Genomic DNA, 13,688 nt, shown 5'->3' with positions numbered 1-13,688 from the left:
CTCTTCTCCCGCACAGATCGTCTCCTAGGCGTCGAGCGGAGATCACCGCGCGCGTTGCGCGGGGGATCCGCTTCCTTCCCGGTTCGGTGCGGTTTCACCGCACGACGACATGGCTGCCGCATGTGTGGCGGCCCGTCCCCCCCCTCCTCACCCATTCATCACGGACTCGTACGCAGAGTCGGGGACGCGGCTGTACCCACCCCTTTCGGTGGCCGATCCACGTTCCTAGAAAGGTGCTCCTTTGAGCGTCATCACCCTTCCCACATCGCCTGACTCAACATCGGGAATCCCGGCATCGCCGCACTCTCAAAGCGCATTAGCTGTACTCAGCGATCTCGTCAGCAGCATTGACGGGCTCAGCACCGCGGATGCAGCCCAACGTCTGGGCACGTATGGTCCGAATGCGCTGCCGGTTCCGCCGAAGAAGAACCCGATACTGCTATTTCTCGGCCACTTCAACGACGTGCTGATCTACGTTCTCCTGGGTGCCGCTGTTGTCACTGCCGTTTTCGGTGAGTGGGTCGATTCCGCAGTCATCCTCTCCGTCGCCGTCATCAACGCCGTGATCGGTTTCCTCCAGGAGGGTCGCGCCGAGAAAGCCCTCGATGGCATTCGCAAGATGCTGTCCCTCAACGCACAGACGAGACGGGGTGGATCCTGGCTCAATGCCGATGCGTCGACCCTGGTGCCCGGCGATATCGTTCGAGTGAAATCCGGTGACAAGGTCCCCGCAGACGTCCGCCTCGTCGAAGCCAGCAACCTCAGGGTCGAAGAGTCTGCTCTGACTGGGGAATCTTCCCCCGCGGGCAAGCAAACTGACCCCGTTCCCGCCGATTCGGGTATCGGTGACCGTCACGGGATGCTGTTCTCGGGCACCCTCATCGCCACGGGGAGCGGAGTCGGCGTCGTTACCGGCACCGGTGCGAACACCGAGATCGGGCGCATCCAGTCGATGGTTGCCGATACCGGCCGACTCGCCACACCGCTCACCCGTCAGCTCGAGGCTTTCAGCAAGAAGATCTCCCTGATCATCCTGGGCGTCGCAGGGCTGATGCTCGTCGTGGGCCGCCTCATCCATGAACGCGACTTCGGTGACCTGTTCTCGGCGACTGTCGGATTCGCCGTTGCGGCGATTCCCGAGGGGCTACCCGCGTTGGTGACCATCACGCTGGCCCTCGGAGTTCGCCAGATGGCGAAACATCAGGCCATCGTCCGCAAGCTCACCGCGGTGGAGACTCTTGGTTCGGTTACCACAGTCTGCACCGACAAGACCGGCACCTTGACGCGCAATGAGATGACTGTTCGCACCGCCATTACTGCACGTGGAGCGTTCCAGGTCGGTGGAATCGGCTACGCGCCCACCGGCGAAATCACCCACAATGGCGCGGCCGCGGCGCTATCTGACTTTCCCGATTTGGGCAGGCTCATTGAAGTGCTGGCCGTATGCAACGACGCCCGTGTCAGTGAAACCGAGGGGGTCTGGCATGTCGTCGGTGAGCCCACCGAAGGCGCCCTCCGCACCCTCTCCCTCAAATCCGGGTTTGACGATGCGGCCCACGAGCGACTCGGCGTCATCCCGTTTGAATCCGACAACAAATTCATGGCAACCCTGAATCAGTCGGCCGACGGAAAGCCGCGCATCCTGATGAAGGGGGCCCCGGATCGCCTCCTCAACCGTGCTACCCAGCAACTAGGTGCCGGCGGCGAAGTCGAGCCCCTCGACGAGGCGTACTGGACGCAGCACATCGACGACCTCAGCGCGCAGGGTCTGCGTGTGCTCGCCGCCGCAATCAGCGACGCACCTGTGGGAACGGGCTCCCTGCAAGTCTCCGACCTGGACACCGGCATGGTGTTTCTGGGAGTGGTCGGAATTGTCGACCCGCCGCGGCCCGAAGCGATTACGGCCATCGCCACAATGCAGGGCGCGGGCATTCGGGTGAAGATGATCACGGGCGACCACCCCGGCACAGCGCTGGCGATCGCCCGAGAGATGGGCATCGCCAAGGCGGACTCTCGGGTGCTGACCGGCAGCGAACTCGAAGCCATGTCGCAAGACCAGCTCGCGAAGATTGTCCGCGACGTCGACGTGTTCGCTCGCACCAGCCCGGAACACAAGCTCCGAATCGTCAAGGCGCTCCAATCCCACCAGGAAGTGGTGGCGATGACCGGAGACGGCGTGAACGATGCCCCGGCGCTCCGGCGGGCGGATGTTGGAGTCGCGATGGGAATTAAAGGCACCGAGGCTACCAAGGAAGCCGCTGACATCGTTCTCGCCAACGACAACGTCGCCACGATTCAGCGGGCCGTCAAGGAGGGCCGCCGCATCCGCGACAACCTTCAGAAATCCATTGTGTTCATCCTCCCGACGACGGCAGCCCAGTCCCTGGTGCTGCTGCTCGCAGTGGTGTTCGGGTTCACGCTGCCGCTGCAACCCACCCAGATCCTCTGGGTCAACCTCATCACCGCTGTCACCTTGTCTCTGGCGTTGGCATCAGAACCTGCGGAGGCCGGCATCATGCTCAGGAAGCCGCGAGCCCCCGGCGGATCCATACTTGACCGCGCGTATGTCGGGCGGATTGTCTGGGTTTCCCTGTTGATCACGGCAGCGACAATTGCAGTGTTCTTCCTCGAACAAGGGCTCGGGTCCACCACAGCGGAAGCGCAGACGACCGCCGTCACGATGCTCACCCTCAGCCAGCTCGCGTTCCTGTTCAACTCACGCTTCCTCCGGGCATCGAGCCTGACGGTGAAGGTCTTTCGGGGCAACCGTGCGATCTGGATCTCGATCGGCATTCTGCTGGTCCTTCAGCTCGTATTCGTCTACGCGCCATTCATGAACGTGTGGTTCAGCTCGACGGCCGTGGGGCTCCGCGAGTGGGGCTACACGCTAGGCCTTTCCGCGGTCATCTTCCTTCTCGTCGAAGCGCAGAAGGTTCTCGGTCGGTTACGCGTTCGCCGCGCCTGAGCGTCAGCGGTGAGGGGACGATCAGTCGATTGCGTTGGTTTCTTTCCTTGGGAGTAATGGCCAAGGTGACCACTGTCCGACAGGCGGTATCGCGGTTCGCGCGGACTTGACCCGGTCCTCGGGCAGGTCCGCGGCGCGGCTACGTCCGGATCGCATCCCGACCCCTGGATCATCGAGTCGGTATTTAACCCAGCCGCCTGACACGCGTATTCGCGGCCGCCGACTTCGCGGGCGACGTGGGCCCGCGGATGTGCTGCACCGAAGTGGACGCCCTCGCGGGGATGCTCCGTGCCGTCGGAGCCGACACCGCCGCCGACACCTGGGTATCCGCGCACGCCGAAGAAGACCAAGAAGGAGACAGTCAGCACCAGGCCTGATCATTTAAACGCCCCCCCTTGACGACGATCAAGGGGGGCGTTTGGTCACCCCAGCAACTCACCGACCGGAGTAATCGCCGACGACGGTTACGGCCGATTCTGGCGCGAGGACGGCGTCGGTTGTAGCGGCGCCGTCCCGGAACCTGGCAACGATGAGGCATCGGGCGAACTCTGCGCGCACACCCGTTGGGCGGACCGCTCAGCATCCTCCGACGAGGCTCCGGCGGGACCGACGGGACCTATTCACTCCAGCGAAGAGACCAAGCCAGACCAGGTCAACGGCCTCGTCGAGAGTTCAATGGCTTCAGAGGGTAGGAGTCTTCTTGACGTCGCGAAGCGCCAGACCGAGGCGGCCGGCTACTTCTGCCTTGGGGGTTCCGAGCTCGAGCATGGACGCGATGACGGCCGCCGCTGATGTGCGGGCGGCCGTGCTCTGCTGCGCTGCGCGTTCCTGGATGGCTACGATTTCCGCCTGTGCCGTCGCGTCGATCTCGTCGAGCGAGTCAGTGGCGACGAAGTAGTCGGTGGCCAGCTGCTCGAGCTTGTCTTCCTTCGCGCGGAACTCTGCCGCCTTCTCGCGTGCGCGAGAGCGGGCGGCAGTCTGCTTCGCAGCGTCGATGGGTCGGGTGCGGAACTGCTCGACCTGTTCGTCGAGGTCCTTAGCCATGATCGACACCTGCGACTTGGACAGGCGGGTGATGCCGAGGGACTCGACGAGTTTCTCCATCCGCCTGGTCGAGACCCCGAGCAGGTAGCAGGTCGCCACGACGCTGGTCAGGGCGGCCTCGGCGCGGCGGCGGCGCTCGAGGAGCCAGTCCGGGAAGTAGGTGCCGGTGCGCAGCTTCGGGATCGCGACGTCGAGGGTGCCGGTGCGGGTGTCGAAATCCCGGTGCCGGTAGCCGTTGCGGGAGTTGACCCGGTCGGCGGAGACTTGGCCGTATTCGGCGCCGCGGACGGCTTCCGCTTCGGCGCTCATCAGCGCGTTGATGAACGTGGTCAGCATCTGCCGCATCAAGTCCGGCGAGGCTTGCTCGAGTTGTTCGGACAGGAAACGGGCAGGGTCAATAAAATGGGGTGCGGTCATCGCGTGTACTCCTTCGGAAAAGACTTGATCGGTCTTTCCAAGAATCACGCGGTGGCCGCCTCACATCGGTGCAACACGCCCATCAGGGCCGGGGGGTTACACCACGCTATTGGACGCAACCCGGAATGGCCGGCACCACAGCAGCCAACAGGTGCGCTGCGCAGGGATGGCGCGACACTAACCTTCAGCGGGCGGCTTTCGCCATGCTGCACTTGCCGATGGCGCACCTTCCGGGTGGGACTTATCGCTCGCCGCTGGCGGATCGTGACTCGGCCCATTCCGGCTGGTCCGCTCCCCACTGGCTGCCGATCCACCTGTAGCGATTCGGACCGCCGCTAATGCTGATCGCGGGTGCGGCACAGGTGACGGTCCCTTTTAACGTTTCCGCGTTCACGGTTTGGATCTTGTATGGGCCGGCTTCGGTCTGCGGGGAATGAGGCTGGGCGAGTAGCTCGTGAGCGACCCGGGCCAGTGAAATGTCGACGGTCCACCCGTGCCCGTCGAGGTGGCGACGTCGAAGTGCTGACATGATCCCGGCGGCAAGTAGGTACCCGGCGGAGTGATCCAGTGCTTGGGCCGGCAAAGCTCCTGGCCTGCCAGTGCCGTCTGCGTGAATCTGGGCGATGCCGCTGGCTGCCTGGACGATGCTGTCGAATCCTCGGCGCTCGGCCCAAGGTCCGCTTTGCCCCCACGCGCTCACCCGGCCGATAACGAGCCCTGGATGGCGGTTGTGGAGTTCGACCGGCGAGAGGCCGAATTGGTTGAGGCTGTTCGGCCTGTATCCCGAGACAACAACGTCGGCGTCCGTCAGTAGCTGTTCGAGGCGGTCTCGATCCGGTTTGTAGCCGAGATCAAGGAGCGCGGAACGCTTCCCTTGCCCGGTGTCGAGGTACTGCCAGGGAAGTTCCGGCATGCTAGGACTGTCGATGCGAAGGACATCTGCCCCGAAGAACGCGAGGCTGCGAGTGGCCACCGGCCCGGCTATGACGCGGGTCAAGTCGAGCACCCGAACGCCCTCCAGGGGCGCGTGTCTGTCGGCCGACCCCAGGCTATGGAGGCCCGAGTCTCCTGCCTGCTGCACCAGGCTGATGAAGGGAGCTGCTTTCAGGGATTGGGCTTGAGGATGTCCTCTCCAACTGCTCGGGCTGCGAACCGCGCTGATCACCGCACCAGAATCTGATGCTTCATCCTCCAGATCGAGGGCGCTGCGGCGCGAAATTGCGCGAGCGACAACCTCGGTGGTGGCGGAGCCATCCAATCTCAGAAGTGAGCGCAAAGCCGCTTCGTGATGGGGATAGTTGGCGTGAGTGCGAACCCAACCGTCGCTCGAGGCGAAGAATCCGGACAGGGGCGCCCACGCTGGCGCGGGGTCCCCGTTCCACCGAAATAGTTGGTCACTCCGGAAGGCGCCGGCGACCAGTTGCGGCGCAGAGCCCACCCGCGGAACTTCGTCCGCCTTCGGATCCCGCACTTCCGAACGGACAAGGTGCAGTAACGAGGCCATCAGCTTGGTCGCCGCGATGCTGTCCGCGGCAAGATCCCCGACAGGCAATGGCGACGAAAGCGGCACCGGCCCGGACAAACGAACACGATCGGCTAGCTCCGGAAGTTCCGCGGAATCGGAGAGAAACGTGCTGAGGAAGGTGCCCATCGGTTGCCTCCCACGCCCTCGACCGTTCACACGTGGGCGTGAAACCAGGCGACCATCGGTGACTCCCACTCTATCCCCACGTCACGGATTGCAATTGATGTCATGAGGGGCCGGGCAATCACTTGACGGAATCAAAACGGGGGGAGAGCCGGCGGTAGGCCAGCCGAGGAACCCCTTCCGCGAAGGGAAATGAAGGTCGAGGTCTATCGAACCTGGCGTGTGAGTCGAAGGCCGAATGGGTGTGGCCCGGCTAAATACAAAACGAGCGCGCCGAGTAGAGGCGCGAATACGACGGCGATCATCCAGAGGACTTTCTCCACCTCGGACTGGTCGCGGGTTCGCGCAAGGCGGTTTACGCGGTCACTCGTTCCGGCCGGCCTGCTCCACGGGCAAGGTACGTTTAATGGGCGGAGTCAATTAGTTGCTAGTTTGATCCGCACCTGAGAAAGAGACCCCATTTATGCGCTCTCGCGCCCATACAACATCCTGGCTGCGCGCCGCAGCTGCCATTATCGCCACCGTCGCTGTGGTTACGGGGTGCAGTGCCACCGCCCAGAACACCGCGGCCGACTCCACTACCCTGACCTACGCCATCAACGGTGGCACGCTCAGCGGCGGCAAGATGGACATTCACTCATCGGCCTTCCAAGCCACCGCCCTCGTGATGCGCAATTCCTTCGATTCGCTCGTCTATCAGAAGGCCGACGGCTCCTTCGTGCCGTGGCTCGCCACGTCGTGGCAGATCTCCGACGACGGCCTGCAGTACACCTTCGACCTGCGCGATGACGTCACCTTCCACGATGGTGAGCCTTTCAACGCCGAGGCCGTCAAGGCCAACTTCGAGCACGTGGTCGCTCCCGAAACGGCGTCAGCGGATGCCGCCAGCCTCATCGGGTACGCCGAAACCGGTGGCTTCTACGCGGGCACCGAGGTCGTTGACGAGTACACCGTGCGGGTCGACTTCAGCCAGCCCTACGCCCCGTTCTTGCAGGCCGTGAGCACCGCCAAGCTCGGCTTCTACTCGCCCGCGGCGCTGCGTGAAAACGCAGCCCAGCTGCCCGCCGGCGGCCCCGGCATCTCGGTGGGCACCGGCCCGTACGTGCTGAGCGAGTACACGCCAGACCAGAGCATCGTCTTCACCGCGAACGAAAACTATAACTGGGCACCGGATGGCAGCACCCACCGGGGCGCGCCGGCCATCGACACGCTCGAGTTCCGCATCCTGCCCGAATCGTCGGTTCGCACCGGCGCACTCACGAGCGGTGAAGCACAGATCGCCAGCGACATCACCCCGAACGCCGTGGGACAGATCGGTGACGAGTTCACTATCGAAAACGTGACCATGCCGGGCCTGCCGTACACCCTGTTCCTCAACGAGGCGCACGGCGTCTTCGCCGACGAGAATGTGCGCCGCGCCTTTGCCCTCGGAGTCGACATCGGTCCGGCCGTGGAGAGCATCTACCAGGGGCAGGCGGAACGCGCGTGGAGTATCCTCTCCCCGGCCACCCCGAACTCCTACGATCCGAGCCTCGAAGACAGCTGGGCCTTCGACCCCGATCAGGCCAATGCCCTGCTCAACGCGGCCGGCTGGACCGAGCGCGACTCCGAGGGCTACCGCATGAAAGACGGAGCCCGACTCAGCGCGCAGTGGCTCGCCTACAACCCTGTCTCCGATGCCAACGCGAGCTTCGGAGACGTCGTGCAGTCTGACCTGCGCGAACTCGGCTTTGAAATTGTGCGCGACAACCGTGAAATCGCCCAGTACTACGAAGCATTCGACCAGCGTAATTACGACCTGTCAGACTGGAGTTTTCCCAGTGTCGACGCCGACGTGTTGCGCGCCCACCTGCACAGCGGCGGCTACAAGAACGGCTCATCCACCGCCGATCCGGTCGTTGACACGCTTCTCGACAACGCCATCGCCACGAGCGACCCGGCCGAACGCGAGGCCCTCTACCAGCAGCTACAGCAGTGGAACGCTACCCACGTCGCCATGGTTCCGATCACCGTGCCCACCGCGATCACCGCATACAGCAAGACCATCGAGAACCTGAGCTTCGACCTGTACGGGCAGCCGCTCTTTTACGAGGCGTCCCTCACGACCGCTCCGTGATCGAACGCCACGGGTACGCACGCGGCGCTGGCCGACCGGGCGCTCGCCTGCTCGGTCGGCTCGGCGGCATGGTGCTCGTGGCGTGGGGCGCCGCCACGGTGGGATTCTTCGCATTGCGGCTGATCCCGGGCGACCCGGTGAACGTGCTCATCGGGCTCGGCAACGTCTCGACACAGGTGCGCGACCAGATCCGCGAAGACTGGGGCCTCGCCGACCCGCTTCTCGTGCAATACCTCGGCTACCTCGGCCGCCTCGTGCAGGGCGACCTCGGAACGTCGTACCGTAGGCAGCAACCCGTCGCCGACGTGATCGGCCAGCAACTCGTGCCCACCGTGCAGCTGATGGCCCTCGCCGTTGTGTTCGCCCTCCTGCTCGCGCTCGGGTCGGCATTGCTTGGGCGCGGCCGGCGCACAGCACCGCTGGCCGGCCTGCTCGAACTCGTTGCCGTGTCGTCGCCCACGTTTTGGATCGGTCTCGTGCTGATTAGCGTCTTCGGCTTCGGGCTTGGCTGGTTTCCGGTCGTCGCCACGGTGGGGTTCGGCGCTCTCCTCCTGCCAGCAGCGACCCTCGCCATCCCGGTGGCCGGCATCATCAGCCAGGTGCTGCGGCAGGGCCTCGATGACGCAGCAGCGCTGCCCTTCGTCGACACCGTGCGTGCCCGTGGTGCCAGCCACACCCGGCTCGTCGTGCGCCACACCCTGCGCCACGCCGCCGCCAGCAGCATCACGCTCACTGGGTATATGGTCGGCTCGCTGCTCGGCGGGTCGGTGCTGGTCGAGACCGTCTTTGCCCGCCCAGGGCTTGGCCGCGTAGCCCTCAACGCCATCGTTGACCGGGACGTACCCGTGGTGCTCGGCATTATCGTGCTCGCTGCGGTGGCCTTCTCCGTGATCAACCTGCTCGTCGACCTTGTCGCCGACCGCATCGACCCGCGCCTGGAGACTGAGCAGGCCTACGCATGAGCGTCCTCGTCGCCGTCCGGTCACGTCGAGTCAAGCGGATGCCCGCCCCGGCACTCTGGGCCGCCGCCGGGTTCCTCGTGCTCCTCGTGGTTTCGGCCCTTCTGCCCGGGGTGTTCACCGCCGCTGACCCCCTGCGCACCGACATCGGTGAGGCGCTGCTGGCGCCCGGCCCCGGGCATCCGTTTGGAACGGACCAGACTGGCCGCGACGTGTTCGCCCGGGTGATCTACGGTTCGCGGTACTCGCTCGCCATTGGCTTCGGTGCCACGCTGATCGCTCTGGTCGTGGGGCTCGTGATCGGCTCATTTGCTGGGCTCATGCGCAGCCTCGGTGACGGTGTGCTGAGCCGCGCCATCGAGATCGTGATGGCCTTCCCGGAGTTTCTGCTGGCCTTGATCGTGATCGCAATCATCGGCCCGGGGGAGGCGAGCCTGCTCGTGGCCGTGGCCCTCGCGGTGATCCCCTCATACGCGCGCGTCGCCCGGGTGCAAACCCTCGTGGTCAAGCGCGCCGGCTACGTGGAGGCCGCGCGCACGCTTGGTGTGTCGCCCGCGGTGACCGTGCTGCGCCACGTGCTACCCAACACCCTCGGCCCGCTGCTGGTCATGGCCACCATGGGAGTCGGCACCGCTATCACTGCCGCCGCCGGCCTGAGCTTTCTCGGCCTCGGGCCGAAGCCGCCAACGCCGGAGTGGGGACTCATCCTCTCGGAAGGCCGCAATTTTCTCGCCAGCGCCTGGTGGATCGCCGTGTTCCCCGGGCTCGTGATCACCGCCACCGTGGTGTCGACAAGCATTCTAGACCGACACCTGCAGGCACGAAGCGCGCGGCGGCAGCGATGAGCGTCATCACGGTGCGCAACCTGCGCGTGGTTCTGCCGGGCTCGTCGACCGCCGTGGTCGACGGCGTCTCGTTCAGCATTGCCGCCGGGCAATGCCTCGGCATAGTGGGGGAGTCCGGTGCCGGTAAGACGGTGACCGGCCGCAGCCTGATCGGACTCACCCCGGAGGGCGCACGGGTGACTGCCGAGGAACTGACCGTGGCCGGAGTTGACGCTCGAGACCTGACCGAGCCGGCTTGGCGTCGCCTGCGCGGTGCCCGCGTTGGCCTCGTGAGCCAGGACGCCCTCGTCTCCCTTGACCCTCTGCGCCGGGTGGGCGCCGAGGTGGCCGAACCCCTCGAGGTGCACGAACCCACACTCGGCCGCGCCGACCGTGCCGGCCGGGTGCTGCAGCTGCTCGATCAGGTGGCCATGCCAGAGCCCGCCATGCGCGTGCGTCAATACCCGCACGAACTTTCCGGTGGCCTGCGCCAGCGCGCACTCATCGCCTCGGCCCTCGCGGCTTCGCCGGCCGTGCTGATCGCTGACGAACCCACTACAGCCCTCGACGTGACCGTTCAGGCCCAGATTGTGGTCCTGCTGCGCCAGCTGAAGGAGTCGGGCCTCGCGCTGCTGCTGATCAGCCACGACTTTACGATTATCCGCCGGCTCGCCGACGACATCGCCGTGATGAAAGACGGGCGGTTCGTCGAGTTGCAGCCTGCGGCCGACCTGTTCGCCGCGCCGCAGCATCCGTATACTCGCGAGCTTTTGGCGGCGGCGTCGCAGAGCCGACCGCCGGCCCCGCCGAACACCGGCCCCGTGGTGCTCGCCGCGCGGGACCTCGCCAAGACCTACGGCCAGGCGGCCGCGCAGCTACACGCTGTGAACGGGGTCTCGTTCGAGCTGCGCGCCGGCCACACCGTGGGCATCGTGGGCGAGTCGGGGTCGGGCAAGAGCACGGTGGCACGGATGCTGCTGGGCACGGAAACCCCGGACCGCGGCGATGTTCTGTTGCACGGTGAGCCCTGGAGCCGAGTGCCGGAATCGACGCGGCGGGCCCGACGCGGCGGCATCCAGATCATCCACCAGGACTCCCTGAGTGCCTTCGACCCGCGGGCGACAGTACTGCAGATCCTGTCGGAGGCAATCGCTCTGGATGGCACCCGGCTCGGGCGGCGTCGACGGCGCGAACGCCGGGCGCGGGCGATCGAGCTACTCGAGCTGGTGGCACTGAACGATTCCCTGCTGGGGCGGCGGGCGCACCAGCTCTCCGGCGGGCAGCGCCAGCGCGTGGCGATCGCCAGAGCGCTGGCCCGGCAGCCGAGTATCTTGGTCTGTGACGAGCCGGTGTCGGCGCTGGACGCGTCTATTCAGGCCCAGGTTCTCAAGCTGCTGGCATCCTTGCAGGAGACGACGGGGCTGGCAATGGTGCTCATCTCGCACGACCTCGCAGTGGTACGCGCGCTCAGCCACGACATCCTCGTGATGAAGGATGGCGTTGTCGTGGAGCAGGGACCGGCTGCGGCGCTATTTCTTGCGCCGCAGCATCCGTTCACCCGGGAACTGCTCGCCGCGCACGCCACGGCTTAGTCGGATCAGCCAACGGCCGGGTCGAATCCATGAAGACCAAGATCCGACTCATCACCCGCATCGCTTTCGGCTTCACATCCCCGACGCCCTGATCGCCCTCACCGTGCTCAGCCTCGGCGGCCATAAACCGGTACTCCCGAGCAGGGTTTAACCCACGGTTACGACAGGACAGCTTTGACGTACTTGATCGGCTCGACGCTGGCATTGCGGACGACCTGGAGAGATGTGTTGTGCACTTGCGGCGCGTAGTCGGAGACGTTGCGGTCGCGCCGATTGTTCCATGCCGAGTTGTTCTCAAACGTGGCCAGGTGCGCATACTGACCCGCTGAGGACGCTCCCAGCTCAAATGAGCCCTGCGAGCGGATCTCGGCCACGTAGTTCACGACCTCGTTGTGCTCGGCGACAACGACGGCGATCTCGGATCGCAATGTTTGGAACTGGTCGGAACTGGTCGGAACTGAAATAGCGATCCTTGCGGACCTTCCAGATGATCGGGCTGGCGATCAGAACCAGTGCAAGCGCGGCCAAGGCGGCAACTCCGCTTCCGGTGGTTCCGCCAAGGACGAGGGGCGCCGCAATGAGCAGCATGATTTAAAGCGGTTTGGGCATGATGCCATCTTTCCGTGATGTGACGTAGACAAGCTCATTCTGGCGGGCACTTCCGACACAAATGTCTCTTATCCAGCAAAAACGGGTCAACACCTCCAGTGGGAGCGAGGCAGAGGGCAGAGGAAACTCATGCGGGCTGGCGGCTGCGGATTAAATGACGATGCACGGCCAGGGATGCTCGAACGGCCGCTTTTTGGCGCTGCGAATTGTCCTGGTCGTGTGGTGGAGCGATGAGTGGCGGGTGGGTGCGCGAGGTTATGTTCGGAGCGGCGGGTCGAGTTCTGCGCCGTCTGCGGCGCCGGGTAGCACCTTGAGTGGCCAGTTGGCCTTGTAGTTGGAGTGGCCATCGCGGTCCCGACGTCGAGTCGTTGAACGTAACGGCCCCATGCCCGTTGGGGCAGTCGGTTTGCCTTGCGTTGCCTGCGTGGCACGGTCAGTGAGGAACTTAGGACGACATCTAATGCGTTGCCACTCGCGTTCACGGAGTTCTCCCGCCCGTGAACAGATACGCAATCATGGGTACGCTCGATGGAGTGCGTTTGCAGGACTAGTTGACGTGCCGCTCGGCGGGCAATGTCCCGTCGCGTTCAGCTCGAACGTGAAGGAAACACCGTGTCTGATCACGCAAGAATCAAGGGCCACACCGTGACCCGCACCGTGCACATCGAGGCCTCGCGCGCGAGCGTCTGGAAGGCGCTGACCGACCCCGAGGTGATGGTCAAGTGGTTCGGCGACGGTGTGGAGTTCGCCGCGCTCGAGCCCGGTGCTAACGGGAGAATCGACTGGGATGATTACGGCAGCTTCCCGATCGAAATCACCGAGGTGGTGCCCGACGGCTCGTTCGGCTTCCGTTGGTCGGGAATCCCCGCCGAAGAGCTCGACGAGTACTCGACGCACGTGCGATTTACCATCGCCGATGCTGGTACCGGGACGGATGTCACGGTGATCGAATCGGGCTTCGACACACTGCCCGGCGGCACCCGCTACCGTCGCGAACGTCTTGAGCAGAACCGAGAGGGCTGGGACGTCGAACTCGACGAGCTCGCGATCCTACTCGAGGGTGTCACCCAGTAGTTAACGAATACGGGAGAGTCGCTCGACGAGTTGGCCACGTTGCTCGGCCGGTCGAGGAATATTTGGCAGAGCGCAGAGGATGTGCGCGAAAGTGCCGAAAAATTTTTCACTGATTCCGCGGCCTCCGACTTATAGGAACAACCCGCCACAGAAAACCCCCTGCATCCCCTTGTTTCACTGGGATGCAAGGGGTTTTTTCTTGCCTGGATTGACCCAGCGGTAACGCAGCGGTAACGGGAACAGCTGTGAGCGGGGGTGAGCGGGTGTGAGCAAGTGCGAGTTGAGGCGCGTGGTAGTGAGGCAACCCCCGCGACAGCCGGATAGCCGGCTTCTTTCTGGCTACGATCTCCATGGTGCGCCATGGCGCCTCGAGAGCAGCCGATTCGACGTCCTCGCATCGGTGACGGCGAGGGGGTGCGCTGCCGGTGAGCGCATGGAGA

8 protein-coding genes and 3 pseudogenes are annotated in these 13,688 nt (G+C 64.8%); 7 read left to right on the top strand and 4 right to left on the bottom strand.

Annotated elements, in window-relative coordinates; all coding sequences use genetic code 11:
- The first annotated feature begins 241 nt into the window (after window positions 1-241).
- Entirely contained in the window at window positions 242-2,965 is a 2,724-nt protein-coding gene (locus E3O22_RS04355) for an HAD-IC family P-type ATPase (RefSeq protein ID WP_241976511.1), read from the top strand.
- 984 nt (window positions 2,966-3,949) lie between these two features.
- On the opposite strand, the pseudogene E3O22_RS04350 reads toward E3O22_RS04355, so the two are convergent.
- The 3 genes and pseudogenes from E3O22_RS04350 to E3O22_RS16670 form a co-directional block, all read right to left on the bottom strand.
- Window positions 3,950-4,426, bottom strand: a pseudogene (locus E3O22_RS04350) (transposase); the annotation flags it as partial.
- Window positions 4,427-4,667: 241 nt separating this feature from the next.
- Window positions 4,668-6,077, bottom strand: coding sequence for a CoA transferase (locus tag E3O22_RS04345; RefSeq protein WP_134395344.1), 1,410 nt, complete (start codon window positions 6,075-6,077; stop codon window positions 4,668-4,670).
- A gap of 203 nt (window positions 6,078-6,280) precedes the next feature.
- Window positions 6,281-6,400, bottom strand: a pseudogene (locus E3O22_RS16670) (hypothetical protein); the annotation flags it as partial.
- A 137-nt stretch (window positions 6,401-6,537) separates the two neighbouring features.
- On the opposite strand from E3O22_RS16670, the gene E3O22_RS04335 reads away from it, so the two are divergent.
- From E3O22_RS04335 to E3O22_RS04315, 5 genes and pseudogenes are all read left to right on the top strand, one after another.
- A complete protein-coding gene (locus E3O22_RS04335; RefSeq protein ID WP_134395342.1) occupies window positions 6,538-8,190 on the top strand; it encodes an ABC transporter substrate-binding protein in 1,653 nt (550 codons plus the stop codon).
- Window positions 8,187-9,152, top strand: a complete 966-nt coding sequence (locus tag E3O22_RS04330; protein WP_241976510.1) for an ABC transporter permease — start codon at window positions 8,187-8,189, stop codon at window positions 9,150-9,152. Before E3O22_RS04335 ends, E3O22_RS04330 begins: the two co-directional genes overlap by 4 nt.
- Complete coding sequence (locus E3O22_RS04325) at window positions 9,149-9,994, top strand: ABC transporter permease (protein ID WP_241976509.1); 846 nt, start codon at window positions 9,149-9,151, stop codon at window positions 9,992-9,994. The genes E3O22_RS04330 and E3O22_RS04325 overlap by 4 nt, the downstream gene beginning before the upstream one ends.
- Window positions 9,991-11,565 carry an ABC transporter ATP-binding protein gene (locus E3O22_RS04320; protein ID WP_134395341.1) on the top strand — a complete coding sequence of 525 codons (1,575 nt, stop codon included), beginning with the start codon at window positions 9,991-9,993 and terminating at the stop codon, window positions 11,563-11,565. Before E3O22_RS04325 ends, E3O22_RS04320 begins: the two co-directional genes overlap by 4 nt.
- Before the next feature lie 2 nt (window positions 11,566-11,567).
- Window positions 11,568-11,716: pseudogene (locus E3O22_RS04315) on the top strand (ISL3 family transposase); the annotation flags it as partial.
- A gap of 7 nt (window positions 11,717-11,723) precedes the next feature.
- On the opposite strand, the gene E3O22_RS04310 reads toward E3O22_RS04315, so the two are convergent.
- Window positions 11,724-11,993 carry a hypothetical protein gene (locus E3O22_RS04310; RefSeq protein WP_134395340.1) on the bottom strand — a complete coding sequence of 90 codons (270 nt, stop codon included), beginning with the start codon at window positions 11,991-11,993 and terminating at the stop codon, window positions 11,724-11,726.
- 793 nt (window positions 11,994-12,786) lie between these two features.
- On the opposite strand from E3O22_RS04310, the gene E3O22_RS04305 reads away from it, so the two are divergent.
- Window positions 12,787-13,248, top strand: a complete 462-nt coding sequence (locus E3O22_RS04305) for an SRPBCC domain-containing protein (RefSeq protein WP_166784551.1) — start codon at window positions 12,787-12,789, stop codon at window positions 13,246-13,248.
- Window positions 13,249-13,688 lie beyond the last annotated feature (440 nt).

It is taken from the genome of Cryobacterium sp. TMT2-18-2, assembly GCF_004402245.1.
Lineage (GTDB): Bacteria > Actinomycetota > Actinomycetes > Actinomycetales > Microbacteriaceae > Cryobacterium > Cryobacterium sandaracinum.
Note: the sequence above shows the minus strand (reverse complement) of the source record. Positions and strands in the feature narration are given on the sequence as shown.

Coding starts and splice junctions, on each gene's coding strand:
- E3O22_RS04320 (WP_134395341.1), top strand. CDS start 9,991: ATGAGCGTCATCACGGTGCGCAACCTGCGCGTGGTTCTGCCGGGCTCG.
- E3O22_RS04325 (WP_241976509.1), top strand. CDS start 9,149: ATGAGCGTCCTCGTCGCCGTCCGGTCACGTCGAGTCAAGCGGATGCCC.
- E3O22_RS04335 (WP_134395342.1), top strand. CDS start 6,538: ATGCGCTCTCGCGCCCATACAACATCCTGGCTGCGCGCCGCAGCTGCC.
- E3O22_RS04345 (WP_134395344.1), bottom strand. CDS start 6,077: ATGGGCACCTTCCTCAGCACGTTTCTCTCCGATTCCGCGGAACTTCCG.